The 26,541-nt window shown below is 40.8% G+C and carries 20 protein-coding genes and 1 pseudogene; 13 read left to right on the top strand and 8 right to left on the bottom strand.

All coding sequences use genetic code 11. The annotated features are described in order from the left end of the window. Positions 1-174: 174 nt before the first annotated feature. From carB to lysS, 6 genes are all read left to right on the top strand, one after another. Positions 175-3,441 carry a carbamoyl-phosphate synthase large subunit gene (carB, locus tag F8R90_RS19900; protein ID WP_196512115.1) on the top strand — a complete coding sequence of 1,089 codons (3,267 nt, stop codon included), beginning with the start codon at positions 175-177 and terminating at the stop codon, positions 3,439-3,441. Between the two features lie 597 nt (positions 3,442-4,038). Next, complete coding sequence (locus F8R90_RS19895; protein ID WP_190894756.1) at positions 4,039-4,995, top strand: RNA polymerase sigma factor, RpoD/SigA family; 957 nt, start codon at positions 4,039-4,041, stop codon at positions 4,993-4,995. 258 nt (positions 4,996-5,253) lie between these two features. Continuing rightward, positions 5,254-5,598 carry a DUF760 domain-containing protein gene (locus F8R90_RS19890; protein ID WP_190894757.1) on the top strand — a complete coding sequence of 115 codons (345 nt, stop codon included), beginning with the start codon at positions 5,254-5,256 and terminating at the stop codon, positions 5,596-5,598. A 583-nt stretch (positions 5,599-6,181) separates the two neighbouring features. Further along, positions 6,182-6,616, top strand: a complete 435-nt coding sequence (gene mutT / locus F8R90_RS19885; RefSeq protein WP_196512114.1) for an 8-oxo-dGTP diphosphatase MutT — start codon at positions 6,182-6,184, stop codon at positions 6,614-6,616. A 271-nt stretch (positions 6,617-6,887) separates the two neighbouring features. Further along, the gene (locus F8R90_RS19880; RefSeq protein ID WP_196512113.1) at positions 6,888-7,307 is read left to right on the top strand and encodes a hypothetical protein; all 420 of its coding nucleotides are present in this window, start codon (positions 6,888-6,890) and stop codon (positions 7,305-7,307) included. A 431-nt stretch (positions 7,308-7,738) separates the two neighbouring features. Next, positions 7,739-9,424, top strand: a complete 1,686-nt coding sequence (gene lysS, locus F8R90_RS19875) for a lysine--tRNA ligase (RefSeq protein ID WP_196512112.1) — start codon at positions 7,739-7,741, stop codon at positions 9,422-9,424. 107 nt (positions 9,425-9,531) lie between these two features. On the opposite strand, the gene F8R90_RS19870 is transcribed toward lysS, so the two are convergent. Continuing rightward, a complete protein-coding gene (locus F8R90_RS19870) occupies positions 9,532-9,987 on the bottom strand; it encodes a DUF29 domain-containing protein (protein ID WP_196512116.1) in 456 nt (151 codons plus the stop codon). 166 nt (positions 9,988-10,153) lie between these two features. After that, on the bottom strand, positions 10,154-10,750 hold the full coding sequence (locus F8R90_RS19865; RefSeq protein WP_190735826.1) for a glyoxalase-like domain protein: 597 nt from the start codon (positions 10,748-10,750) through the stop codon (positions 10,154-10,156). A 196-nt stretch (positions 10,751-10,946) separates the two neighbouring features. Between F8R90_RS19865 and F8R90_RS19860 the strand changes: the two genes are divergently transcribed. Both F8R90_RS19860 and F8R90_RS19855 read left to right on the top strand, forming a co-directional pair. Further along, complete coding sequence (locus tag F8R90_RS19860) at positions 10,947-11,576, top strand: sigma-70 family RNA polymerase sigma factor (protein WP_196512111.1); 630 nt, start codon at positions 10,947-10,949, stop codon at positions 11,574-11,576. Positions 11,577-11,674: 98 nt separating this feature from the next. Next, complete coding sequence (locus tag F8R90_RS19855) at positions 11,675-12,757, top strand: tetratricopeptide repeat protein (protein WP_196512110.1); 1,083 nt, start codon at positions 11,675-11,677, stop codon at positions 12,755-12,757. A 58-nt stretch (positions 12,758-12,815) separates the two neighbouring features. On the opposite strand, the gene F8R90_RS19850 is transcribed toward F8R90_RS19855, so the two are convergent. Then, entirely contained in the window at positions 12,816-13,484 is a 669-nt protein-coding gene (locus tag F8R90_RS19850; protein WP_196512109.1) for a hypothetical protein, read from the bottom strand. Positions 13,485-13,848: 364 nt separating this feature from the next. Continuing rightward, positions 13,849-15,357, bottom strand: coding sequence for a sensor histidine kinase (locus F8R90_RS19845; RefSeq protein ID WP_196512108.1), 1,509 nt, complete (start codon positions 15,355-15,357; stop codon positions 13,849-13,851). 438 nt (positions 15,358-15,795) lie between these two features. Here F8R90_RS19845 and F8R90_RS19840 point away from each other — a divergent pair, with 438 nt between their 5' ends. After that, on the top strand, positions 15,796-18,708 hold the full coding sequence (locus tag F8R90_RS19840) for a hypothetical protein (RefSeq protein ID WP_196512107.1): 2,913 nt from the start codon (positions 15,796-15,798) through the stop codon (positions 18,706-18,708). 101 nt (positions 18,709-18,809) lie between these two features. Here the strand turns inward: F8R90_RS19840 and F8R90_RS19835 are convergent, their stop codons facing one another. Together F8R90_RS19835 and F8R90_RS19830 are read right to left on the bottom strand one after the other, a co-directional pair. After that, positions 18,810-19,253, bottom strand: coding sequence for a hypothetical protein (locus F8R90_RS19835; RefSeq protein WP_196512106.1), 444 nt, complete (start codon positions 19,251-19,253; stop codon positions 18,810-18,812). A gap of 644 nt (positions 19,254-19,897) precedes the next feature. Then, positions 19,898-20,308, bottom strand: a complete 411-nt coding sequence (locus F8R90_RS19830; protein WP_196512105.1) for a hypothetical protein — start codon at positions 20,306-20,308, stop codon at positions 19,898-19,900. A 1,090-nt stretch (positions 20,309-21,398) separates the two neighbouring features. Here F8R90_RS19830 and ppk1 point away from each other — a divergent pair. Next, positions 21,399-23,579: a polyphosphate kinase 1 gene (ppk1, locus tag F8R90_RS19825; RefSeq protein WP_196512104.1), complete on the top strand. Its 2,181-nt coding sequence runs from the start codon at positions 21,399-21,401 to the stop codon at positions 23,577-23,579. A 191-nt stretch (positions 23,580-23,770) separates the two neighbouring features. After that, positions 23,771-24,187: a response regulator gene (locus F8R90_RS19820; protein WP_196512103.1), complete on the top strand. Its 417-nt coding sequence runs from the start codon at positions 23,771-23,773 to the stop codon at positions 24,185-24,187. A 129-nt stretch (positions 24,188-24,316) separates the two neighbouring features. On the opposite strand, the gene F8R90_RS19815 is transcribed toward F8R90_RS19820, so the two are convergent. Then, on the bottom strand, positions 24,317-24,490 hold the full coding sequence (locus F8R90_RS19815) for a hypothetical protein (protein WP_190894771.1): 174 nt from the start codon (positions 24,488-24,490) through the stop codon (positions 24,317-24,319). A 313-nt stretch (positions 24,491-24,803) separates the two neighbouring features. Between F8R90_RS19815 and F8R90_RS19810 the strand changes: the two genes are divergently transcribed. After that, on the top strand, positions 24,804-25,367 hold the full coding sequence (locus F8R90_RS19810) for a DUF2854 domain-containing protein (protein WP_196512102.1): 564 nt from the start codon (positions 24,804-24,806) through the stop codon (positions 25,365-25,367). 365 nt (positions 25,368-25,732) lie between these two features. On the opposite strand, the gene F8R90_RS19805 is transcribed toward F8R90_RS19810, so the two are convergent. Beyond that, entirely contained in the window at positions 25,733-25,993 is a 261-nt protein-coding gene (locus tag F8R90_RS19805) for a chlororespiratory reduction protein 7 (protein ID WP_196512101.1), read from the bottom strand. Positions 25,994-26,379: 386 nt separating this feature from the next. Here F8R90_RS19805 and F8R90_RS19800 point away from each other — a divergent pair. Next, a pseudogene (locus F8R90_RS19800) lies at positions 26,380-26,541 on the top strand (ISKra4 family transposase); the annotation flags it as partial.

Here is a 26,541-nt window from a genome sequence, read left to right as displayed (position 1 = left end):
TCCCTACTCCCCCTACTCCCCCTGCTCCCCACTTTGTACAGACGCGATTAATCGCGTCTGTACCCACTCCCCTTTGTCATCAAACTTAGAAAACTTAATAATAAAAAGCACGACAGGGGGTAAAGACCCTTAAAATAATCAGGATTTGTATTCTCGTACTCCAAGGCAACGACTATGCCCCGCCGTGATGACCTCCGGAAGATTCTACTGTTAGGCTCTGGCCCAATTGTGATTGGACAAGCCTGTGAGTTTGACTACTCTGGCACTCAAGCCTGCAAAGCGCTCCGAGAAGAAGGCTATGAAGTGGTTTTGGTCAACTCCAACCCTGCAACGATTATGACCGACCCGGAAACGGCCGATCGCACTTATATTGAGCCGCTGACTCCAGAATTGGTCGAAAAAGTCATTGAGAAAGAACGCCCTGATGCTCTCCTACCGACAATGGGAGGACAAACCGCTCTCAACCTCGCTGTTGCTTTAGCGAAAAATGGGGTGTTGGAAAAGTACGGCGTTGAGTTAATCGGCGCTAAACTACCAGCCATCGAAAAAGCCGAAGATCGAAAACTTTTTGGTGAGGCAATGGCAAGGATTGGGGTAGCTGTGTGTCCCAGCGACACAGCCGAAACTTTGGAAGAAGCCAAAGCTGTTGCCCGCCAAATTGGTACTTATCCGCTAATTATTCGTCCAGCTTTCACAATGGGTGGAAGTGGCGGTGGTATTGCCTACAACCAAGAAGAATTTGAAGAAATGGCACAGGTAGGTATAGATGCCAGCCCCGTTTCGCAAATTCTCATTGACCAGTCTTTACTCGGCTGGAAAGAATATGAACTCGAAGTGATGCGTGACTTGGCAGATAACGTAGTGATTATCTGCTCCATCGAAAACCTTGACCCTATGGGCATTCACACCGGGGACTCAATTACCGTCGCTCCCGCGCAAACCCTCACTGATAAAGAATATCAAAGGCTGCGGGATATGGCAATTAAAATCATCCGCGAGATAGGTGTGGAAACTGGCGGTTCTAATATCCAGTTTGCCGTCAATCCGGTTAATGGAGATGTAGTTGTAATTGAAATGAACCCCCGTGTTTCTCGGAGTTCGGCTTTATCTTCCAAAGCTACGGGTTTCCCCATCGCCAAAATGGCAGCAAAATTGGCTGTGGGCTACACCCTGGATGAAATTAAAAATGACATCACCAAGAAAACTCCCGCATCCTTTGAGCCAACAATTGACTATGTGGTAACAAAAATCCCTCGCTTCGCCTTTGAAAAATTCCCCGGCTCCGACCCAGTGCTGACAACCCAAATGAAATCAGTCGGGGAAGCAATGGCAATTGGGCGGACTTTCAACGAATCCTTCCAAAAGGCGCTGCGATCGCTCGAAACCGGACGCGCTGGTTGGGGTTGCGACAAAGCCGAGAAATTACCCAGTGGTGAACAAATCCGCGCCCAATTGCGCACACCTAACCCCGATCGCATTTTCTCCGTGCGCCATGCCTTGCAACTAGGGATTAGTGCTGAGGAAATCTACGAACTGACTGGTATTGACCCGTGGTTCTTAGATAAATTTCAGCAACTGCTAGATGTCGAGAAATTTCTCAAGCGGACACCCTTGCAGCAATTGACAAAAGAGCAACTTTATGAGGTGAAGGGGGATGGATATAGCGATCGCCAGATTGCCTATGCCACCAAAACTACCGAAGATGAAGTTCGCGCCTACCGCAAGTCACTAGGAATTATCCCAGTTTACAAAACCGTAGATACCTGCGCCGCTGAGTTTGAAGCGTTTACCCCCTACTATTATTCTAGCTACGAAGAAGAAACAGAGGTAATGCCAGCAACCAAGCCAAAAGTGTTGATTTTGGGTGGTGGCCCCAACCGGATTGGGCAGGGAATTGAGTTTGATTATTGTTGTTGTCACGCCGCCTATGCCTTGAAGAAAGCGGGGTATGAGACGATTATGGTCAACTCTAACCCAGAGACAGTTTCAACAGACTACGATACTAGCGATCGCCTTTACTTTGAGCCTTTAACAAAAGAAGATGTCCTTAACATCATCGAAACTGAAAATCCAGTCGGGGTAATTATCCAGTTTGGCGGACAAACACCGCTAAAGTTGGCTATTCCTTTACAAGAGTTTCTTAACAATGACACATCAGGACTGATCACTAAAATTTGGGGTACATCACCAGATTCCATTGACATGGCAGAAAACCGGGAGCGGTTTGAAAAGATTCTCCAACAGTTAAATATTGCCCAACCGCCTAATGGTATTGCGCGGAGTTACGAAGATGCGCTGATTGTTGCTAAACGTATTGGCTATCCGGTGGTGGTGCGTCCTAGCTATGTGTTGGGGGGACGGGCGATGGAAATCGTTTATTCCGATGCTGAGTTGGAACGCTACATGAGCTTTGCGGTACTCATAGAACCAGAACATCCGATTTTGATTGATAAGTTTTTGGAAAACGCCATTGAAGTCGATGTAGATGCGATCGCCGATCATACAGGGCGGGTAGTGATTGGTGGCATTATGGAACACATCGAACAAGCGGGGATTCACTCAGGAGATTCAGCTTGTTCTTTACCTTCGATTTCCCTTTCACCAGCAGTTCTCAATCAAATTCGCACTTGGACGGTGCAGCTAGCGCAAGCGCTGTCAGTCGTGGGGTTGATGAATATCCAATTTGCCGTAGTGGGTGCAAGCAGTTATTCTCCCCAAGTTTACATTCTGGAAGCCAACCCCCGCGCCTCGCGTACAGTGCCTTTTGTATCTAAAGCAACGGGTGTACAATTGGCAAAATTAGCATCCTTAATTATGTCGGGTAAAACCTTAGAGGAGCTAGGCTTCACCGAGGAAGTCATTCCCACACATATTGCTGTAAAAGAAGCTGTATTACCCTTTAATAAATTCCCTGGAACTGATACAATATTGGGCCCAGAAATGCGCTCTACTGGTGAGGTGATGGGGATTGACAGTGACTTTGGCCGGGCCTTTGCCAAAGCAGAATTGGGTGCTGGAGAGCGTTTACCACTGACGGGAACTGTATTTGTATCAATGAGCGATCGCGATAAAGCTGCTGCCGGTGCTGTGGTGAAGGAATTTATCGATTTGGGCTTTACAGTGATGGCTACCCTTGGTACACGCAAAGTTCTTCTCGAACAAGGGTTAAATGTTGAATTAGTGTTAAAACTCCACGAAGGTCGTCCCCACGTCCTAGATGCAATCAAAAACCAGAAAATCCAACTTATTATCAACACTCCTTCCGGGGAAGAAGCCCAGACTGATGCTAGGTTAATCCGCCGCACAGCCTTAGCTTACAAAATTCCCATCATTACTACCATTGCTGGCGCAAAAGCTACCGTTGCCGCCATCCGTTCTTTACAAAATACGACTTTGGATGTAAAAACCATTCAAGAGTACTGCCCGATTGCGAGGGAGTAGGGAGTGGGGACTGGGGACTGGGAACTGGGGACTAGAAAAAAGTTTTTGAAATACTCAATACCTAATATCCAATGCCCAATTCCCAATCCCCAGTACCTAATACCCAATCACCAGTCCCTAGTCCCCATTCCCAGCAAAAATTAAGTAATTGTTATAAGAGAATGACTATAGTTCTCATTAGAGATATTTTAACAAATATGAGGAAGCTTATGTTAACCAGATAATTTCTTAAATTGACTTATAGTCAGCCTTGAGAGAGAGGTAGATATTGTATGAACTGGAACAACCAGGAAATTTAATGTCGCCATATAGCCAAAATATTCTCATAAATGTTACAATTGTTAATAAGACTCCAATAGAAAAATGTTTAAGAAGCTACCTTTTATCTAACTGTAGATACTTGTGAAAAGTAGGAAATAACTGTAACTTTTAGCAGTTAAGAAGCCTAAATTTGATTATTATGAGCAGCCGAGTTTCTCGGGCGCGTAAGTTGCAAACCATAGCATGGGTTCCCAGTCTGACTGGCTAGTACCCTAACAAAGCATCTATACCTTAATGACCCTACCGCCAAACCCATCATTACCAAAGAGTAGCGCCATGAAGACCGCTCAGACAGCCACAGACCTCGTGCGGACTTACCTGCGTGAGATTGGCCGTGTGCCACTCTTAACCCACGAGGAAGAGATTTTCTATGGTAAGCAGGTGCAACGTTCCTGCACCTTGCACGAATCAAGGGAATCTCTTGCCACACAGTTAGGTCGTCAACCGACTCTAGAAGAGTGGGCCGAAGCGACAAAGTTAGAACCAGCAGAGTTGAATGAAGCGATCGCTGATGGTGAGATTGCCAAGCGTAAGATGGTAGAAGCCAATTTGCGGCTGGTAGTCTCCGTTGCTAAAAAGTACATAAAGCGCAACGTCGATTTACTGGACTTAATCCAAGAAGGTAGTATTGGTATGCAACGGGGCGTAGAAAAGTTTGACCCTACCAAAGGGTATAGATTTTCTACCTATGCCTATTGGTGGATTCGGCAAGCTATCACCCGTGCTATAGCCGAAAAAGCCCGCACCATTCGGCTGCCTATCCATATTACTGAAAAATTAAATAAAATTAAAAAGGCACAGCGCCAATTGTCTCAAAAGTTGGGACGCGCTCCTACAGCTGGTGAGCTAGCTGAAGAATTAGAATTGACCCCCAAACAAGTACGAGAATATCTAGAAAAGGCGCGTTTGCCCCTTTCCTTGGATTTGCGGCTAGGTGATAATTACGACACCGAACTGGGAGAAATGCTGGAAGATCCAGGAGCATCTCCAGAGGAGTTTGTCATGCAATCTTCCCTATCTTATGACTTAGATCGCCTGATGGGTGATCTCACGCCACAACAAAGGGAAGTGATCACATTGCGTTTTGGCTTAACTGATGGACAAGCCCTAACGCTAGCTAGAATCGGTGAAATCCTAAACATCAGCCGGGAACGAGTTCGGCAAATTGAGCGGGAAGCCTTAACCAAGCTTCGCAAGTCTAAAGCCAACATGGATGAGTATTTGGCAAGTTAGAAGAAAGTTAGGAGTTAAAAGTTAGGAGTGAGGAGTTAATTAAAAACTCCTCACTCCTAACTTTATTTATTAGGGTGAGAAAATACGCTGACTTTGGTACGGTTACGCCTACTTCCATCAGAAAGCTAGGCTGTTACATTAGTTGACAGGAAGACAAGATAACTAGCTAAGTCTAATCCAAAACAGGCATTTCATATTCAAATCACAAGTTCAAATCACAAGCACCGCAGCCAGCAGTGGTAGTTAAGGAGCTAAAAAATGAGTAATCCATCCAATCGTGTCTCAGAATTTTTCAATAGCGAATCAGAAACTAGCGATTTACTATGGCAGTACGTTAAATCTTTGAGTCCAGAGACAGTTACCCAACTATCCAAACCGACATCTACTGAAGTTTTTCAGGTAATGGAACGGAATATTACAGGACTATTGGGAAACCTACCTTCAGAACACTTTGGCGTTACTGTAACCACCAGTCGAGAAAGTCTGGGTCGGCTTCTCGCTTCTGCTATGATTAGTGGTTATTTCTTACGTAACGCTGAACAGAGAATGAATTTTGAAATCGCCCTACAAGGCACTGAAACCAACAATAACCAAATTGACTAGAAATATAAAATTTGGGAAATTCAATATTCTTGTTGGGCTGATAGCTAGTCACAGTCACGGCGATACTAACTGAAAATAAGCCTCTGCGAAATCTTTGCCCCTAATTCCCAATCATGCATCAGCTAAAATTTTTTAAAATCTAAAGCACTGACGAATTAAAATTCAAATTTAAACGCATAGGCAATTCGCCTTCCCGCAGGATAGGAGCACAAAGATTATCGCAGAGGAGCACAAAAGTTTTGAATGTGGTAACCTATGGACTTATGTAATTTGTTGATTAGTTACAACTAGAGGCTTATTGCTAAATGATTAATACATATTTGTGGAGAAACTAATAGCGGTAGACGGCCTTTACAATAAATCTAAACTCGGCAGAGTTAAAACTAGTCTGCCGAGTTTTGTTATTAATCATTAGTTATTAAGTAAGTCGGTGCAATAAAACCAAATTATGTAAATAAAAGTAAATAAAGCTCAAACTCTTTCTCTCCCTGCTCCCTGCTCCCTGCCCCCTGCCTTATTGCAACAATAATTATTTACGCCGACTTACTTACTTTACTTCATCTCCCCCTCTTCTCAATAAACTATGAGTCAAACCAGTTTTTTCCCACCCCATAAAATCATTGGTGTTGCAGTAATTTGGAACGCCCAAGAGCAAATTTTAATTGATCGCCGCCGTCCAGAAGGAGCTATGGGTGGTTTGTGGGAATTTCCTGGGGGCAAAATTGAGCCTGGTGAAACTATCCAAGAGTGTATTCAACGCGAAATTTCCGAAGAACTGGGAATAATAATTGAAGTAGGAAAGCATCTGATTACTATTGACCACTCCTATATAGACTTGCGCGTTACCCTCACAGTACATCACTGCCGCCATCTTACAGGTATTCCCCAACCTTTGGAATCAGATGAAATTCGCTGGGTAACCTTAGAACAACTGGAGCAGTTTAGTTTTCCTAAAGCAAATATTCAAATTATTGCTGCCCTGAAGCAGTCTAAAGAGACAAAAGATTTTATTTTTTAAAAAAAGTACATAAATCTCTAATTACGCATTGATAGAGATATCTGCTCGACAAAAGCATAGATAAAGTTTACCACTTTAGTTTTTTTGGATTCCCTCAAAGCGGATAATATTTTCTAGCTGGACTACCGTCCTCTTATACCATTTCCTTTAATTATGTATCCTTATTAAAGGAAATGGTATTAGGGGTAGGATAAATCCGAGATTCAAAGTTAAGACTTGAAAATTGCTTAACTATATCTCAGGATTAAATTAGATGTAGGCATTTCTCAATATGGCAATTCACTTGACAAAACGGCTTTCTGTGTTCGCTGCTATTCTAGCTCTTGTCCTTTTCATGCCGGGAATTGCCTTAGCTGCACCCGTTCAACTCTATACTACTTCTGGTGTAATTTTCGCCCAAACTAAAACTGCTAGCTACTCCAAGTTGTCGGAGATTAACCTGACTCCGCTACAAAGCCAACAACTCCAGGCTGTGCGTCAGAGAAGAAACAGGGAAATTGAGGCAGTCTTAAGCACATCGCAACGTGCCCAACTTCATCACAATCTCCGGGCTGGTAATAATATCAATCAAGCCCTAGAAAAACTGAATTTGCAACCAGAACAGCAAGATTTTGTCAAGGCTATCGTGCAATTTACTAACTTGAAAATCAAAGCAATCTCATCTAGGCATTCACTAAAAATAGTACAGTAATAAAGGTTTTACTTGTAGAGTAAAATTTTGAGCTTTTGTCATAGAAGATATCAATAGCCTTTTCTCTGACAGCCTTTTTGATAAAATGCGATCAAGCGATCGCACTTTTTCTTGTAGGTATCTCACCTACTATTGCCCAATACGCATAACGAACGTTGCATCTTCATCTAGAATAAATTATTTCAGACGCACACAGCGTTGTTGCTACGTGTAGAGGTTATGGGGATAACTTGCCCTTCTATGAGTTCCACCCTTTCATCGGCTGTGATCATAACCGTCTCAAACATCCGGTGATATTCGTTTACAGTCCAGAGGCTGACTCTAGTTTCATAACTTTTAGGCGGATATCATCATCTGCAAAAGTGCAAATATCTCTTACTCTCAACTTTTGCAGCATCTATAATTAATCTTGCCCTATTTAGTTCGTTACCATGTCGGAAGAAGATATCCGGGCCGCCAGGCTGGAGAAAGTAGAACAACTCAAGCAGCTAGGGACTAACCCCTATGCCTATCGCTGGGAATCAACCCATCATGCAGCGCAGTTGCAAGAAAAGTTTGCCGATTTAGCCAGTGGTGAAGAAGTTGATTTAGAAGTTGCGATCGCTGGACGCATTATGGCGCGTCGCGTTTTCGGTAAACTGGCTTTCTTCACCTTGCAAGATGAAACCGGCACAATTCAGCTTTATTTGGATAAAAATCGCATCCAAGAAGGGATGGCAGATATTGATGCTGATGCCTTCAATCATTTAAAACAACTCACAGATGCAGGCGATATCCTGGGAGTTAAAGGTACTATTAAACGGACTGAAAAGGGCGAGTTATCTGTCTACGTTAAACAATATACTATCCTGACTAAATCCCTATTGCCGCTACCCGACAAGTGGCATGGATTAACGGATGTTGCCAAGCGCTACCGTCAGCGCTACGTTGACTTGATTGTTAACCCGGAAGTGCGGCAAACTTTCCGTCGTCGCGCCCAAATTACTGCCAGTATTCGTCGTTATTTGGAAGAACGGGATTTTCTGGAAATTGAAACGCCAGTTTTGCAAAGTGAGACTGGGGGTGCAGATGCGCGTCCATTTATCACCTACCACAACACTTTAGAAATGGAGTTGTATCTGCGAATTGCCACAGAACTTCATCTCAAGCGGTTGATTGTGGGTGGTTTTGAAAAGGTGTTTGAATTGGGGCGGGTTTTCCGTAATGAGGGAATTTCGACTCGACACAATCCCGAATTTACAACGATTGAAATTTACCAAGCCTACGCCGATTACAATGATATGATGGCGCTGACTGAGGAGATTATTACCACTGTCGCCCAAGATGTACTCGGCACATTGCAAATCACCTACCAAGGGGAACCTATAGATTTAACACCACCTTGGCGGCGAGTGACAATGCACGATTTAGTTAAAGAATTTACAGGCTTGGATTTCAATTCTTTCCAAACATTAGAAGAAGCAAAAACAGCAAGTAAAAATGCTAGTATTCCTGGTGTAGATGAAGCCAAATCAATTGGAAAGTTACTGAATTTAGCTTTTGAAGAGAAGGTAGAAGCTTATTTAATTCAACCTACCTTTGTAATTGATTACCCTGTAGAAATTTCGCCCCTGGCAAAACCCCACCGTTCTCAACCTGGTTTGGTGGAAAGATTTGAGTTATTTATAGTCGGGCGAGAAACTGGCAACAGCTTCTCAGAACTTACCGATCCCATCGATCAAAGAGAACGCCTAGAAGCCCAAGCTGAAAGGAAAGCTGCTGGTGACTTAGAAGCCCAAGGTGTAGATGAAGACTTTTTGACAGCCCTTGAATACGGTATGCCGCCTACAGGTGGTTTAGGGATTGGGATTGATCGGTTAGTAATGTTATTAACTGATTGTGCCAGTATTCGGGATGCGATCGCCTTCCCGTTACTCAAGCCTGAAGGCAGCGTTATTAAGCAATTTACCTATGAGCCAAAAACTCAAACACTGACTATTGAATTTGATAGTGGAAGTGTTTACGAGTATTTCAAAGTACCTCCTAGTGTCAAAGAAGACTTAGATAATGCAACGTCTAAAGGTCAATACTTTAACAAGTTCATTAAAGGGAAATTTAAGTTTGAACAGTTGAGTTGACCTACTTAAGCATATAAACAATGGGGTGCGTTATGGCTTTGCCATAACGCACCCTTTTTATTTGCCAAGGTTTACGCTGATAAAACAGTATTGAGACGATTACTCGCTCACTCATCAACCTGATTTAGATTTGGTAAAAATTCAGGATTCAGAGTTTGGTCTAAAGTGTAAGGACATATTTCTGGAAAAACTTGCTCACCCAAGTCAGTTTCTCGAATCGCTAAAGCCAAGCCTAGTTCATAAACACTCAAGAAAGCTTCATCGAGATAGGGTTTCAAACTAGGGCTATCTTGCAGAAGCAGCTTAATTTGGACACGTTGCTCTCGAATTGTACCCAACCAGCTATTGCTACGTTTTTCTGGTTGAAACTGCCATTTCAGCAGGTGTCCTAACAATACTCCTAGCCGATTTCTTAATTCTTGCCGTTCTCTTCTGCCCAAAGTTTCAATTTCTTCAATCAGGTTAACTGTATCTAATTGATCCCACTGTTTAGCTTTGAGCAAGCTAACCTGCTCTTGGGTCCAAGTATAGAAATCTGTTTTATACAGATGAGATGTGTACATCTTTTCAACGGTCATAAGCTTTTATTTAGCAAAACCCGATAATGATTTTGGATAATCAATCGTAGAGCAATGCCTACGGCGGCAAGCTACGCTTCACCTGCTATAGAAAAAATATTGGGTGGAGCTACGCACCCCACCCAACCTAAAATAATCTAAAATCTAACGACTAATTCGCTACTTCAGCTACCTCAATAACGCGCCCTTCATAATCCTTGACTAAAAAATTCAGGGGCTTCTGGTTGCGAATCTTGAATTTCAAACCGCGTACTTCGACTCGCATTAAAATCATTTCCAGGCAGTCATGGTCGAAACAAACGTGGCGTTGCTGATTTTTGCTACCTAAACTCGCGCCAGTAATAACGTGTAGCTGGGTGTTTTTCTTTAATTGATACCACAGCCCATCATTGGCATTATTCATCATTTTGCTAGACAAGCTCGGCCCAGTAGACATATATAGCGGATCAATCCCAGTTGCGCCGATAGTTTGTTCGTAGTTGTAGTAGTAGTGCAAAGGCACCTCAGCTGCTGGCAAATCTAGCAGCCCTTCATACAACTGTCGGGCAATCTCCAAATCCGACACCATTACAGTGTGTACTTTTGGCGCACTAGTAAGGAACATCCACATGGCACCAGCGTAAGCTGCTAGCAGCATCACCATAATGCCTTGGGTGGAGAACAGGCTATCTAAGGGCAGGGAAGGCAGAAAGGAGCCTAAGGTAAGGGGACTGAGCAGGAACGATATCACACTAACTGCTATAACCATGAACAAATAAGGATTCTATAAGGGAGCCGATTTTATGATTGTCGATAAAGACTAAAATTAAGTCTTTGTTTCTAGTTTATCAATACTGAAGTAGTCTGAGTCTGGGCTACAAACTGGGCAACACCAAGATATTATGCGATTAGCTACGGGAGTGCAATTCCCAAAACTATTTTAACAACTATCAATCGAAAGGCTTATGCAAATTCCTCATTTCCCGGAAGCTAATCACCCACTGGTGAAGTCGCTGTTCCATCACAGTGACCATGAACTACTGACTCTGTTTCAGCGCAATCCAGATGCCGGAAAGTACTTTACGGTGATTTTTTGCCGCTATAGTCCCATAGTGTATACCTTAATTCGGCATTCGGCGCGATCGCCTGTGCAAGCAGATTATCTGTTTGCCCTCACCTGGCGACATATCTACTACGAACTCGGTGGGCTAAATTTAACTGACTCGGAATCAGGCGAGGAAGCTTTAACCATGCAAAATTGGTTAATTAATATGACAGCTTTCTGTATTAACGAGATTAAGCTACCACCCACAGAAGCAATTCATTATTCTCTCCAAGCGACTTCGCCGCCACTATGGTGCTATGTGGAACAAGCGTTAGACCAACTACCGCCAGTTTTGCGATTAATCGTGTTAATGGCTCAAACTTTCCACTGGAGCGAAACTAGAATCGCCGCCTATCTGCAAGCCGAAGGAGAAGCGATCGCTCCTAACGAAGTAGCCAATTTTCTCCAGGAAGGCTATCGTATGCTAGAGGACAAATTACCCACAGATATACGTGCCATATACTTTGGGGAAGATTTAACGCAATCTTGATTTAAGTGTAAATCCGTATATTGCCTGTCTTCAATTTAAAAACTTAAAACTTCTTCTTAGACCTTCTACTTAAACCCGCAACTTGAGGGGTAATTTTTATGAAACAACGGCTTGTATTTCCCAGGCAAAAGGTAGGCTTAATTTGTGTAGGTGCAATTTCTCACCGCCAAGTACTTTTACACAGCTTTTTACTGTTTACTTTTTTGCTGAGTCCGATAGCTGCGGGTGCGGTTGATATTACACAACAACTCCATCGCCCTTTAAATAGTTCCGTTGGGCGACAGTCAAGAGATGAAGCAGACAGCTTGCTGCGTATCGGTGAACAACAATACGCTTCAGGATATGCCGATAAAACAATTGCATCGTCCTTGCGGGCGCTGGAACTTTATCACTCAATTGGCGACCTGAAAGCACAAGGTCTGACTTACAATTTGCTTGCTAAGGCTTATGTACAGTTAGGCAGTTTAAAAGAGGCGGAAGATTCTTTGCGACGAGGATTAGCGATCGCTCGTGATACTAAAGACTTTCAATCTCAGGTTTTTGTGCTCAATAATATCGGTACATTTCTGCTGCAACTAGGAGAATTTGCTGCTGCTGGCAAAACTGTTGAAGATGCACTCGTAATTGCTCACAATGTCAAAAATATTGAAGGCGAAGGACTGTCTTTGAGTAATTTAGGATTAGTAGCAGCTAGGTTGGGAGATTATAACAAGGCGATTAAATTGTATGAAAATGCTTTAATTTTTCGCCGTCAGACTGGCAATGCCATCGGTGAAGCAAATACCTTAAATAATTTAGGAGATGCTTACTTAGCATCTGGAAATTATCGAGCTACCATTAGCACTTATGGGGTAGCAATGCGGATAGCTAAAACTAACCGCGATCGCACCAATGAATTACGGGCAATTGACGGTTTAGTGAAAGCTCACTCTGCTATTGGACGCTACGAGAGAGCCTTTGATTTACTAGAGCAACGTTTAGCACTCGCTAAAGAATTGCAAAATTTGCGAGAAGAATTAAAATCTTTTGAGTCTTACGCTCAGTTATACAAACAACAAGGTAATTATCTAACTGCCCGTAATTTTTACGAAAGGGCGATTATACTGGCGCGGACATTGGAAGACAGCAAGCAAGAAGTGCAATTGCTGGATCAGCTAACTAAAATGCTTCAGCGAAAGTAGGAGTTAGGGTAGAGTTAGGATTGAAGATTTGTTTTACTCCTAACTCCTAACTCTTCGATTAATTCAAGAACACTGAACCATTTTGTTCAATTCTCATAGCACTTCTACCCTGTGCTGGATCAGTGGCTTCGTTAAATGTAACTGCCAAATTTCCTGCTTCTGATGAGGGTTGTGGAGTTACCGTCAGTTGTCCGCCATCTTCTCGTTGGAATGTCACCGTTACTGGTGCCTTTAGACCTCGCAGTGTTACATCTGACTTACCTTGTAGCGATCGCGGTGCCGTATCCCCAATCACTTGGTAGGTTACATTAGCCGCAGTGTCATTCACCAACTTGATATTAACTGCACCATCTGCCAGTGCGATCGTAGTGCTGGGTGCTTGTTGTTGACTGGGCAAAGGTGGTTGACTTACGGAAGCCCTTGGTGAACTAACGGGTGCTTCACCTCCAACACCTAATCTTGTTTGATCTTGTGATGGGGTCGCAGGGACGGGCAGAAGCCCTTGGGCTGCTAGTCTTTGAGTTAGCGCATTAGGAGGACATCCTTGTGGTACCACAACCCGATTGTTATGTGGTTCTTCGTAGAAAATCCTAGGACAAGGGTTAACCTTGGGAGTAGATTCTTGTGCTACTACTTGAGGAATTGCTGGCAGACTAATTAGTAATCCTCCACAAATAGCGCCAAATAACTCAGCAGACTTCCTAAAGTTTTTAGACTTCATATTCATTATTGACTCCTATAATAACAATCACATTATTTATTGTAAAAATCGTTAAATAAAAAAATGATAAGGCTTTATCTGTAATTTATGCATTCCATATTAACGATTAATTCTAATTTTTGTATCTAGCCAAAGACTAAAAAATTAGACATAACTATTTCATTCCTAAGACTGAAACAGCTAAATCATTAGTGTTAAATTCCAAAATTAACCAACATAATAATATTGTTCTGCTCAAGTAAAGAATGAAGAGTCAAAATATCAAACTGTGGCAATTCAATAAATGGCTCAATATTGCAGATGTTGTTATATGTAGTAAATTTCTTTAATTTTCTACATCTATCACAGGAAACAAAAATTTCTTGCCAAATTAAGACTCAAGAGTTATTGGTAAAGTGACAGTAAAAGTAGTGCCAATGCCTTGGATACTTTCAACTTGAATATGACCTTGATGATGTTCGACAATAGCTTGAGCGATCGCTAATCCCAATCCTGAACCAGTAGCACTGGCTGTAGCTGTATTTCCAGTCCTATGAGTCCGTGCCGGATCTACCCGATAAAAGCGGTCAAACAAGCGTGGTAGTGCTTCCGCTGGAATTCCAACTCCGGTATCACTCACTTTAACTTGTAACTGGGCACTGGTGTAACGTAGTCCAGAAACACGATTTATTCCCTCTATCCGCGCCAATTCTACTTTCACCCGTCCACCTGCTGGAGTGTAATGCAAGGCGTTAGCAATCAAATTTGTGAACAACCGCACCAGTTGATCCCAATTACCCACAAGGGTAAACCAATTTTCCAGTAATTCGGGGCTAGTTTCGGAAGCAGGAGGATCAACTAAGTCCAGAGAAAGGGCGATTTCTTTTTCAGGGACTAACAATTCTTGTTCTTCAACTACCTCCATCAGCAAGGCATCTAGCGGACAAGGTGAAAAAGTTTCTTTGCTAATACCACTATCCTGTCGTGCTAAGAAGAGTAAGTCATTGACTAACTTACCCAAACGCTGCGTTAACCGTTCCACCACCTTTAACTGTTGCCGATATTGCAAAGAAGTAGTCGCTTCTATCTCTGCTAAATCCAAGTCAGCAAGGGCGACTTGCACATTGGTTTGAATCAAAGTAATGGGACTTCTAAGTTCATGAGAAGCATCAGCAGTAAATTGTTTGAGGCGTTGGTAGGACTCGCCTACAGGTTCCATCGCTTTACCCGAAAGAAACCAGCCACTTGCACCGACAGAAAGCACCATTAACGCAATACCTAGCGCTAAATCAAAAATTAACTGGCGACTGGGTTTGGTGACTTCAAACCAGGGATGACTAACACGCAGATATCCTAATACTTGCCGTCCTACTTCCACCCTTTGGGTAACTTGCCGTAATAACAGTGCAGAGTTTTGAGTGGGGATTGGGGAGTAGGGAGAGACGCGATTAATAGCGTCTGTACTTGGAAGTTTATCATCTTTGCTTTTTTCTTTCTCTGGCTTAATTACGCGCACAGTTTCACCAGTGCGGTTGGCATGAATGGGAATATTTAGGGGTTCGGATAGCGTCGACCAAAGTAATTCACCAGTTGGACTAAACCATTCTAGGTCGATGTGGTCATCTTCTACGGTGTCCGCATTATCACGAAAACTGGCTTCTAAATTAATGCGAACTTTATCTGCATCAGCATTAATTGGCTCAAATATAAGCGTAGATGCACAACGGCTTGTTGTAAGGCAACGCTCCACTATTTCCACTACATGGTTAAGAGTATCATCAATCCGCTCAATCAGTGTGCTGCGAACGTATAAATAAACGCCACTAGCAAACAGTAGCAGTAATACGGCAGTGACGGCAGTGTACCAAATTGCAAGACGGCGACGAGTAGCCTGAAACATATTTTTCACCCACTTTTTTGACTTAATATCCCCAGATTAAGTGTATATACGGTTAAAAATTAGCTCCCTTTTTTACTTCTGGTGATTTTGCTGAGGTTTAGTTTTTGCTCAAGAATTACACTCTTGTTGCAGTAAATCTGCTTAATCCTATTTTATTCTTTACAGCCAGGATAAAAAAATTGATTTACTTTGACTATCTATATCAAGATTCTGAAACCACTGTTGAATGCATCCAAATTAACCAACAAAAAAGTCGAGTTTTTTAAATCAAATCATGGATGACTATATAAATTGTTTTTTCAGATCAAACAACCATAGCCAACCTTGAGTAGCTTGATTTAAATTTTATTTATTTTTGCTTTTGAATCTACCAACCAGCATATTTCTATTGTGGAAACCTGTAAAATCCCGAACGAAAAATTTCTTAACATCTCACTAATGAGATTAAAGAAAAAGGTAAAAATCCTTGTAATGTGCTTGTTGTCTTCAACAATTCTGTTCAAAGTAATATTAGTTCAATTATCTGCGATCGCCTTAGATTTAGACAATCGTAAAAATGTTGAATTAATAGTAGACGATGGTGCAATTGCTAGCGTTAAAAGTTATGAAAAGTCTTACAAAATAGGTAAGTTGCAAAGCAAAGCACTGTTAAAACAAACTTTAAAAGATGCTAACTCTAACTCAGATAAAACTAAACAGTCACGCAAATTTACCATAGCTGATGTTATCCCAATTGAACAATATAAAATAGAGCCTCCCAAGCCTCCTGAGCAAGATGAAGAAGAAACTCAACCAGATACGATTAAACCATCAAATCCAAATGAACAGAGACCCTACACAACAACACAACAAATACTAATAGAAAAACTACGCCAAGCTAAAAAGCAACAACAAGTAAATCAGAAGAAAATAATTATTGATGCTTTGACATTTAGTGCCAACAGGTACCCGTGGATTGTTAACCCTACAGATAACCTTAGTTTTAGACCTCAATTATTTAAACCAAATGAAGACGAAAATTATATAGATACAGATTTAAATATCAGATTTTCTGGAGACAATCAGTTTATTGATAAATTTACCTATGCTAAATTTCCCAAAGCTGAACAGTTTTACTGGGTTCTTGATAACAATAGATTAGTAATTGAGACTAAGGGTACACAAGCAGGTATTATTGCTCAAGGTAGAGCTGCTGAAAATTACACTACCCAAAATATGACATCAACCCAAGGATTTTGGGGTTTACAATCTCTTACGACTTTACCTGTAAATTTTGACGAATTAATCGGCGAAGCTGGAATTAATGATTTTTCTATAGTTTCTATAGCAGGAGAACTAGTTAATCCTGAAGGAATACCTGCTGGTAGAGTGATAATTAATAGCGGAATTAATCCTGAAGATCCTAATGTCACAGTTCTGGAAAATATTACACCAATTCTTGGTAGTGGCTCTACTTTGAGTAATGACGGTGGGGGAGCTTTATTTGAATTATTAGATGGTACTAATACACCTCGAATTATACAGGCCTTTCCTACTACGAATTTAAAGCCTTTACTAAATGGGGGAAGCGTTAAACTCCAACTAGGTGAAATTATTCCTGATTCTGTTCTAGAATCAACTGGTATTTTATGGGGTAATATTTTGACAGGTGAAGGCTTTGGTTTTACTGCTCCTGTCTCTTCATTACCAGGTATTAAGATTGCCCAGAGAGACGAATTTGATAATTTTGATTTGTTGAATATAGCAGTCAATCCTTTCTTAACGCCACTTGAGAGAGACTTGTCTTATTTAAATTCTTTATCTTGGGTATCTTTCGGCAAAAGAGACCCCGTATTTGAAGTTTTGTCTGAGACACAAAAAACTTCAAATTGGCACAGATTATATGTTAACCACCCTCATAACCGTACTATTATTCAATACGATCCAAAAGAAATTAGTGCTACTTATTCTAATGTTTTTGCTAGTCCTGGATTATCAATTACAGCTAATTTTAGTGAATTTAGCATTGATGGTATACAAACAGCTAACTCTACTTTAGGACTGGCATTAGGTGGAATTTTTGAATTTATAAAAATAGATAATATTGACGAAAGTTTAGCAGAAGCGCGGCAAAGCTTTAAAAATGGAGAAAGTTTTGTTCCCTTAAATACAAAGTCTACACCAGATCAAAGAAGACAAATTAATAATAGAATTAATCGTACTTTAGCGTATTCTAATGCAGCCAGCAGTCTAGAACAGGTATCTGGAAGTTTGACACTTGAGAGTAAAATTACTCCCAATGACTCTAGTATATTGCAAATAAGAACAGGAAATCACAAACGCGCAGTCCAATTTTTACAAAGGGATATTGAACTTTTAGATCCAGGTGATACATTCTTTTCAACGCTCAGACTTTCTAATGAGAGATTTGGCCCTCTGACTTTCATCGGAAATCAAATTCCTTTGACTAATACTGATATTAATCCTATTAACGAATCTACCGGTGCTGAAATTATTTTGACTAACTCTCAAGGGAGACAATTTGTCCAACGATTTAGTTCCGAAGATAACACTATAGTACCAATTCCAGTCCGGACATTTGATTTAGCGTTCGATTATTTTGAACTCACCAGAGTTGATCTCATAGGTGTGAGCTTTAAAAGCTTTAATGGTTATCTATCTTTACCCTCAGTCGAATTATTAGCTGCGGGTTCTGCTGGTGATTCAAACTATAGCGCTAGCTTGGGAACTTGGTTTAATATAAATGCCAACTCAGCGCCTGGAGTTTCTAATAATAATTTAGGGTTAGCAGAACCATCTGTGGGCATATATGCTAATGTTCTGGTTAATTATATTAAAACTGATGTCCAGTTAGGCTCAAATAAAAAACCTGTAGCTATCAATACTCACGTACCATCCTTAAAAATTGACTGGAATAGTGCATCAAATAGCAATAATCCTTTTTCTACTGTCTTAAGCTATTACTTTAATCATCAAGAAAGAAATTTAAGTTTTTCTTTAGCGCCTGCCATAGCTTTTATTGAAGATAATAGTAATGGTGAGTTTCTAGGACTGTTTAGTGGTGAACTTAGTACTAGTAGTGGTTTTAATATTAATACTAACCTAGAGCTAGGTAAAAATCTTTTTTATGAGTTACAAGGTTTACAAAGGCTCGGCACAAATTTATTTGTTGGTGCTTATATTAAAAATTATTCTACAAGAAATCTGGGTTTAAATAGCCGAGTGTCTGGCTTAAACTATGGAGCTATTTTTAGATATAACTTTACCGATAATAATGTTTTTCTAGAATCTAAAATTGGTACGGGCGAAAATGGATTGGATCTACAAATTCAAGGTGGTTATCGATTTTAAAGGCAAAGGGCAAAGGGCAAGAGGCAATTAATACTTTTCCTATTGCCCCAAAAATCCTCATGTTCGTAGATGCAGCCACAAGATTAATATAGTTTTTTCAGCTATTCTAAAGCCCCTAAGGCGTTAGTGCTGTTGATTGCCTGAATGAGAGATGCTGCATCAGGAATTGATGCTGGATTATTGACTGTTTGTAAAGTTGGATTCAAAAGTGAATTGTTATTATTTGTGATTATTTCACTGGCTGTTCCTACTGTGAGAGATAAGGAAGTTATTCTTTCATTAGTTGCTCCAATATTTGTAAAAGTAGGCGTTATTGTTAAAGTCGTGTTTGTGCCAGGATTTAAAAAATTATTACTAACAGGTAAGGACAGTTCACCACTAACACTTTGATAAGCGCCGGAAGGTGAAACTATAGAAACAGCACCACGCGCCACAGCTTGTTGTGCATGTACTGGCGCTGCAATTAAATTACCTACACTGATAAAACCCAGCAAGTAAAGGCTTCTTTTGATAGTTAGAGGTAATTTACGAAACGGGCTATACATAATTAATCTACTCCTCATGCTCTTTTAGATTTGCATGAGCAATATAGCCGTAACTTCCCAGAAAATTTGATTGCTAGACTACTAAAATTTGGTATAAGGATTAACACTTAGTAAATAAAGTCAAAGAGCAAAGGGCAAAAGGCAAGAGTAATTATTGCGTTATTGTCTTGTGCCGATTGCCTTCTAGCTTCTGCCGATTGCCTTTTGTCTCTTGCCTATTGCCTAATTTAAAAGATTTAGTGAAGTATCTATTTAAACAATATCAAAAGCCCGATTTCTTCAAGAAATCGGGCTTATATGGTAATATAGTGGATAAGTTTGGAATACCGCCCCTCAACTACATTCAAGGGGCTGTATTTTTTTTTCAATCTGTTACGTCTCATTTGCTCTCTACCTTATCCCGCATCAAAACTATGGTATAGGTAAAGGAGAGTCTGTCAAAGAGTCGATTGGCGTATTACCAAATATTTTGCTGCAAATGCCTAGCGTGTTAATGTCACAGTTGTTTTGTCTCAACTGATGACAACACTTTCTCAAACAACACCCAAAAAGACATTGAAAATCAACGCAAGGTGTGAAACCATCAAGACTAAAAGCCGATCGCTTTTTACACTATCGTGATTTTCTATCAGGTAACAATCAGTTTATTCTAAACCGCCATTAGCTGCTCTGACAAGGGTTGCTATATCTACAACATCTGTAAAAGCACCGTTATCAATGGCTGCTGCAATAGCTGCTTCGATTGTGGCACTAGGCGGTGAAGTTAGGGTTATAACTGCACCTGGATCTATTGTGAAAGTATCTACAGCTTCATCATTTCCACCTATAACACCAGTATATGTAGGTGTAACAACTAATGTTGGCCCAGTAAAATACGCACCAGAAGGTGCAGTTAACTCAGCACTGACGCTGAGAGAAGAACCTGATGGTCTAACGATTGTAACCGCACCACGAGCAGCAGCATCTCCTGCATTTGCAGGTGCAGCAAAGAAATTACCAACACCAACCAAACCTAATACGCAAACACTGCCTTTGATAATTGTAGATAGTTTCATGATTCACAAGCTCCTTGTGTTTTCATCTTTGCGTTTTCAATATAACCTTGACTATTAAGAACTATTTCAGTAATAACACTGAAATTATTCAAAATATTGGTGGTGATAAATTAAAAAAACTAATAGGCTAAATTATTAGTGCGCATCTTAATGACAGCAGCACAATCACAAAAAAATAGAGATATAGCATGGCTTGTAATTACTTAATTACTGTAGTGAAGTTGTGGCAATGCTTACTAAATTTCGCATTTTGGAAAATCAAGTGTAGAAAGCCCTGGAGGTAAGGCTTTAGACTGCTTACAACACCATAATCCTCTGTAAAGACTACTTAATAATTCGTCATAAATTGTCAGAAATGCCTATGTCATATCTTTGCGAAATCTTAAGTGCATCTTTATGGGTAATATGCTGTGGGTAACGATTTGAATCCCCAGGCTTCTAGCAATTCCCATGTGGATGCAATATTTTGTAGGGGCGTACAACTAACTATGCGCTCGTACCATATTCCACACAGTTGAAAACGGCTATAAAATCTAGTTATAGGTCAATAGGCTGGGTGTTAGTGATATTTTTCCCCAGAAGATACCCCCATCCTCCCTTAAAAAGGCTTGGCTCTAATTGCCTAAAGAGGGTCTAGAGAGGATCTAAGCCTTATACCAATTCTGTATAAAGATGCGCTAAACCTAAGTAAAAGAAAGAAAAACGAACCGCAAAGGACGCAAAGGACACAAAGAAAGAAGTTAAAAGGGTTTGGCGCAGCCTAACAAAGAAATGGTATTAGCCCAAACGTATTGAGTTATGGGTTGGGTAGAGTGATTCTCTGAAAGAGATACGACGCGATCGCAAAACCAAAAAATTTCTTAGTAATTTTCGGTTTCGTGCCTAGACAAGTTTTTTCTAATCTTTAACTGAAGTTATTTAAATAGAAATAGATTTTTGATTTAAAGATTATGTCTGTCCTTTACCAGTGGCGAGGTAGAGAATCAGCACAATCAAAAATTGCCTGAGCGTTATGCTCAAGCACCATTTAACTTACTATATTTATTGTCCCCCAGTTCAATGGGCCACATCTGCCTGTCCTTAGGTCATTATGGCAAAATCTAAGAAAAGCTCTACCCCCATCAATCTCAGCGATCCACAATATTATCTTAACCGAGAGTTAAGCTGGCTAGAATTTAATGGGAGGGTATTACATGAAGCCTGTGACGATCGCACGCCCCTTCTGGAACGCCTCAAGTTTTTGGGAATATTCAACTCTAATTTGGATGAGTTTTTCATGGTGCGTGTTGCTGGTTTAAAGCAACAAGTAGAAGCGAAAGTTAGCTTGTTAACTCCCGATGGTCGGACACCACAACAACAGTTAGATGATATTCGGTCTAGCCTTATTCCCCAGGTAAAGAAACAGCACCAACATTTTGAGGAAGTACTTCGTCCCCTACTAGCAAATCACGGCATCCATATTCTGGATTACATAGATTTGAACCAAAAACAGCGGACTCACCTCAACAACTATTTTGAGGAACAAGTCTTTCCAGTTTTGACTCCTTTGGCTGTTGATCCTAGTCATCCCTTTCCTTTTATATCTAATCTCAGTCTAAATCTGGCTGTTGTGGTCAAAAACCCAGACACCGAAGAAGAATTCTTTGCCAGAGTTAAAGTCCCCAGTGTTCTCCCACGATTTTTACCGATACCACCGGAGTTGGGAGATCACAACAACGAAAAACCCGCTCACTGGACTGGAGTACCTTTAGAACAAGCGATCGCTCATAACTTAGAATCTCTATTTCCAGGGATGAATATTCAAGAATATCATCCGTTCCGCATTACCCGTGATGCCGATTTGGTCTTAGAAGAAGATGAAGCAGATGATTTGTTGTTAGCGATCGAACAGGAATTGCGAAAACGGCGGCTGGGTGGAAGTCCAGTCCGGCTAGAAATTCAGTCCCAGACTCCTGAAATAGTGCGATCGCGATTATTGCAAGATTTAGAATTAACAGAAAGTGATCTCTACGAAGTAGACGGTCTTTTGGGTCTGCGGGATTTGATGTATTTTATGTCCTTGCCATTGCCGGAACTCAAAGATCCACCACGCCAATCTGTTGTACCATTACGCCTGCAAAGGCTGAGGGAACCGAGTCTAGACCCAGATGCACTGGAGACGGACGAAGGAAAAGACTTTTTTGCTGTGATTCGGGAAAAGGATTTGCTAGTACACCATCCCTATCAATCCTTTTCGGCTACAGTGGTGCGCTTTATTACCCATGCTGCCTACGACCCGAATGTGTTAGCCATCAAGATGACCCTTTACCGGACTTCTGGCGACTCGCCCATAGTCAACGCCTTAATTGCCGCCGCCGAAAATGGCAAGCAAGTATCTGTACTGGTGGAATTGAAAGCGCGATTTGATGAAGAGAATAATATTTACTGGGCAAGACGACTAGAAAGAGTTGGAGTTCATGTTGTCTATGGTTTAGTGGGGCTGAAAACCCATAGTAAAACCGTTATGGTAGTACGGCGGGAAAAAGACCGGATACGTCGCTACGTCCATATTGGCACAGGTAACTATAACCCCAAAACGGCACGACTGTATACAGATTTGGGATTGTTTAGTTGCCGTGAGGAATTGGGTGCTGACATCACAGATTTATTTAATTTCTTGACAGGATACTCCCTGCAAAAATCTTATCGAGAGTTGCTGGTTGCGCCTGTGAATATGCGCGATCGCTTTTTGGCACTAATTCATCGCGAAATCGAAAATGTTCAAAATGGATTTTCTGGACGCATTGTTGCCAAAATGAATTCCCTAGTCGATCCACAAATTATCACCACTTTATATGAAGCTTCCCGCGCCGGAGTGCAAATCGACTTAATTATTAGGGGCGTTTGCTGTTTGCGTCCAGGACTCAAAGACATTAGTGAAAACATTCGCATAATCAGCATTGTCGGTCGCTTTTTAGAACACTCTCGGATTTATTATTTTCATAACAATACACAGGAGGAAATCTATATCGGCAGTGCCGACTGGATGCGCCGCAATTTAGATCGCCGAGTGGAAGTAATTACCCCAGTGAAAGACCCTGATATTGCTAAAGATTTGCAAGAAATTATGGGAATTATGCTCGCAGATAATCGCCAAGCTTGGGAATTACAAGCCGATGGCACTTATATTCAACGGCGTCCCTATGATGATTCTCCAGAAGCTAATTCACAAAAAATTCTCATGAATATGGCATTACGCTCAAGTGGTGTAGCCTCAAACCTGATTGATTAAAAAATCAGTTGCTTCTACCTTGACAACTAGCTCAACTTAGTTTCTTTTAGAAAACTTTAATTTTTTAAGAAGTTATCTAAGTTGTTTGTCATGGATTCACACAAGTTATTCAACCATAGGATAGAGTTAGTGCTGGCACTTGTTCCCATAAACTAGAGAGGTTATTCTAAATAAATTTGTCTTTCCCCTCAATGTTAATGTTATCCTGTGAGCTTTCTACCTTGCGTGTTCTAGTTGTTGATGACCACGAACTGACTCGTTTAACCTTACAATTAGTTTTTTCTTGCCAGGAAAATATTCAAGTAGTAGGTTTAGCCAGTAATGGTGAAGAAGCTATAGAAATGGTTAAACGTTGCCATCCTGACGTAATTGTTTTAGATTTACAGATGCCAGTCATGGATGGCTGGAGTGCGTCTAATCACATTAAAGCTATATCTCCGAACACCCAAATCCTTGCTTACTCCTCAGTGGAAGACGTAAATTTTCAGGGCGCAAAGGCAATGTCTAGCTTTGATGACGTTTGCAAGAAAGATGTACCTACAAGCGAACTTATTGCTTTAGTTAGGCAGTTAGGTCAGCGTGCAGGAGATGGTTCAGTTGCAGGATAAATGATACAGCTATGTTGCTTCGCCAACTTAGGCTTAGTTCAATTTTGGGGATTTGAGGACATGATAGTACTGAGGAGCGTCGGTATAACCTGGAATTTACGGTTATACCGACGCGGTTTTTGATAATTTCTACTCTACCGGAATGGTGCGTTTAAATTCATCAATTAATTCATCCAATTCTTCCAAAGCCTGATTTACGTCAATTCTCAAAGTTCCCAGGTTTGGTTGTTCCAGTAGGCTTAACAGGTACTCGCGTTTACTTTGAACTGCTACAATTCTTTCTTTTATAGTCTGTAAATCCATTATTTTTTTCCTATCTATTAACTACCTTTAAGTTTTAAGTTAACTTAAAATCAAACATTCTGGGACACTATACGCCCTTAGTATTCTAATACACTAACTTTATCGGTTAGGAACTCTCCGTATCCCCGCGTCTACCGAAGTTCTGAATTCTAAGGAAGGCAGAATTTATTGACTTGTTAGGGTATCAGTCTTAACCTGGCAATTTTGAGTTGGTTGAATGCTAGAGCCTAGGGACAATCTTCTTCCCTAATTTGTTACTCATAGCCGATGATAATAAAACTAAGGTATTAAAACTTTATACTAATTTAAGCTCATGCTACGCCAAATCTCTTTGGGAACACTCGGTTTAACCATCGGCGGTATATTAACCATCATTGGCTTCGTCGCCTATGCTGGTAATAATGCCACACTCAATCTTGTCGGATTTTTTTACGGGATTCCTCTATTGTTGGGAGGGTTAGCGCTGAAAGCTAATGAACTCAAGCCAGTACCCCAAACTACGTCACCGTCAGCATTGATACTGCGGGAACAGCAAGCAACTGATACTCAAAATAAAATTCGCAAAGATATCACCCGATATTGTTACGGTCAAGATGCTCATCTAGATACAACCCTTTCTTTTCTGGGTTTGAGTCCCACAGACCAGGAACGGCCAACAGTCACAGGGTTGCGAGAAGAAGAAGTTAATGGGAGCTATGCCCTAATTTTAGAATTTGATTCTCCGCTAATACCAATTGATGTGTGGCAAAAAAAGCAGGAAAAAATGACCAACTATTTTGGCCCTGGATTGGAGATTCAAATAACGCAGCCATCTGAAAATACAATTGAGCTAGCGCTGATAAATACTCAAAAAGAGTCATTAGTCAGTAGTCAATAGTCAAGAACAATTGGGCGAATAGAATGAGACTGTTGGTCAATTCACGATGGGTTAAACCCCCACGCCTAAAAGCTTGGTTTTGAATTGCTTTCCCGCCCTGCAATAAATTCCTTCCTCATAGCTAAAGTGCGTTTCAAGACACTGAGATTAAAAAAATTAAGATGGATTGGGGTTGATGGGTTAGACCACCTATCAATTCGCCAACAGTCTCATATAATTCCCTACTCCATAAACAAATTCCACCTGGACTTAATAAAATAACTCGCATAGGCGGGTTTGGTCTGTGTAGCCAACTAGTGCGGTCTTCTCCTAATGCAAAGAAGCGTCTGCGGGTTTCCCCAATAAGCAACTGATTGCTCAAAAAGCTACTTTTCTAAACGAACTGCATACCACTGTAAATATTGTCCAAGACCAATATCTAATTCGCAGGTGGTGTCGAGTAAATATTGTGCTTGAGCTTCCACGCTATTCAGCTTTTGCAAGTCAGGCGGTAAATCTTGAATTATGAGTTTTTGGAGAGTGGTTTTGAGCTTTTCTAATAACTCTGATGGTGTCAGAAATTGTTCTTGTTGATTTGTTTCTAGAACTACAAAGTGATCTTGCTGATACATTAATGGGTCTGGCATTTTAAAGATTTAGTGAATGTAAATAGGTTTTGTTTTTTGATAAGAAATTTTGGTTGTTTGTGTAGCCAAAAACATGGCGTTTTTATGTGCAGCTTGTAAATTAATTATAGAATTTAGTTGTTCAAAATATGAATTTTATTTTAATATGTCTTTATTTATTATATCTACATTAATAATATAACCATAGCTAAAAAAAATCTATCTTTCAAAACAAACAATCTATTTTTTAATTTAGCTAGATATACTGAATCTAATTCAATCAGAATTTTTACTTAATTTATTAACCCATGATTACTAAAAAATAAAGTCTTGGGAGCATCCAGTTTTGGAAGATTTACCATTTCTGAGAAAATGTAGAAGGAAATAACCCTGTGCGATCGCTGACTATGAGCCAAGAGAAACAAGAACGGATCAAAGCCTGCTTACAAGAACTGGCAACATTACTGTACTCGGAAGCTGATAAGAGTCAGTTAATAGACCTCGAAGGTATAGAAAAAACAGTTCGTAGCCAAATATTGGAATATGTCGGCCCAGAAATAGCCCTTTTT

Origin of the sequence: Nostoc sp. NZL (genome assembly GCF_015714705.1) — a bacterium.
In the GTDB taxonomy this organism is placed as follows: Bacteria; Cyanobacteriota; Cyanobacteriia; order Cyanobacteriales; family Nostocaceae; genus Nostoc; species Nostoc foliaceum_A.
Note: the sequence above shows the minus strand (reverse complement) of the source record. Positions and strands in the feature narration are given on the sequence as shown.

Bases quoted from the DNA above. Each gene is read 5' to 3' on its own strand.
- F8R90_RS19860 (WP_196512111.1), top strand. From the start codon at position 10,947: ATGCAAATTCCTCATTTCCCGGAAGCTAATCACCCACTGGTGAAGTCG.
- F8R90_RS19805 (WP_196512101.1), bottom strand. From the start codon at position 25,993: ATGCCAGACCCATTAATGTATCAGCAAGATCACTTTGTAGTTCTAGAA.
- F8R90_RS19830 (WP_196512105.1), bottom strand. From the start codon at position 20,308: ATGAAACTATCTACAATTATCAAAGGCAGTGTTTGCGTATTAGGTTTG.
- F8R90_RS19850 (WP_196512109.1), bottom strand. From the start codon at position 13,484: ATGAATATGAAGTCTAAAAACTTTAGGAAGTCTGCTGAGTTATTTGGC.
- F8R90_RS19870 (WP_196512116.1), bottom strand. From the start codon at position 9,987: ATGTACACATCTCATCTGTATAAAACAGATTTCTATACTTGGACCCAA.
- F8R90_RS19815 (WP_190894771.1), bottom strand. From the start codon at position 24,490: ATGGATTTACAGACTATAAAAGAAAGAATTGTAGCAGTTCAAAGTAAA.
- F8R90_RS19835 (WP_196512106.1), bottom strand. From the start codon at position 19,253: ATGTATAGCCCGTTTCGTAAATTACCTCTAACTATCAAAAGAAGCCTT.
- F8R90_RS19865 (WP_190735826.1), bottom strand. From the start codon at position 10,750: ATGGTTATAGCAGTTAGTGTGATATCGTTCCTGCTCAGTCCCCTTACC.
- F8R90_RS19845 (WP_196512108.1), bottom strand. From the start codon at position 15,357: ATGTTTCAGGCTACTCGTCGCCGTCTTGCAATTTGGTACACTGCCGTC.
- F8R90_RS19810 (WP_196512102.1), top strand. From the start codon at position 24,804: ATGCTACGCCAAATCTCTTTGGGAACACTCGGTTTAACCATCGGCGGT.
- F8R90_RS19855 (WP_196512110.1), top strand. From the start codon at position 11,675: ATGAAACAACGGCTTGTATTTCCCAGGCAAAAGGTAGGCTTAATTTGT.
- F8R90_RS19890 (WP_190894757.1), top strand. From the start codon at position 5,254: ATGAGTAATCCATCCAATCGTGTCTCAGAATTTTTCAATAGCGAATCA.
- mutT (WP_196512114.1), top strand. From the start codon at position 6,182: ATGAGTCAAACCAGTTTTTTCCCACCCCATAAAATCATTGGTGTTGCA.
- F8R90_RS19880 (WP_196512113.1), top strand. From the start codon at position 6,888: ATGGCAATTCACTTGACAAAACGGCTTTCTGTGTTCGCTGCTATTCTA.
- lysS (WP_196512112.1), top strand. From the start codon at position 7,739: ATGTCGGAAGAAGATATCCGGGCCGCCAGGCTGGAGAAAGTAGAACAA.
- ppk1 (WP_196512104.1), top strand. From the start codon at position 21,399: ATGGCAAAATCTAAGAAAAGCTCTACCCCCATCAATCTCAGCGATCCA.
- carB (WP_196512115.1), top strand. From the start codon at position 175: ATGCCCCGCCGTGATGACCTCCGGAAGATTCTACTGTTAGGCTCTGGC.
- F8R90_RS19895 (WP_190894756.1), top strand. From the start codon at position 4,039: ATGAAGACCGCTCAGACAGCCACAGACCTCGTGCGGACTTACCTGCGT.
- F8R90_RS19840 (WP_196512107.1), top strand. From the start codon at position 15,796: ATGAGATTAAAGAAAAAGGTAAAAATCCTTGTAATGTGCTTGTTGTCT.
- F8R90_RS19820 (WP_196512103.1), top strand. From the start codon at position 23,771: ATGTTAATGTTATCCTGTGAGCTTTCTACCTTGCGTGTTCTAGTTGTT.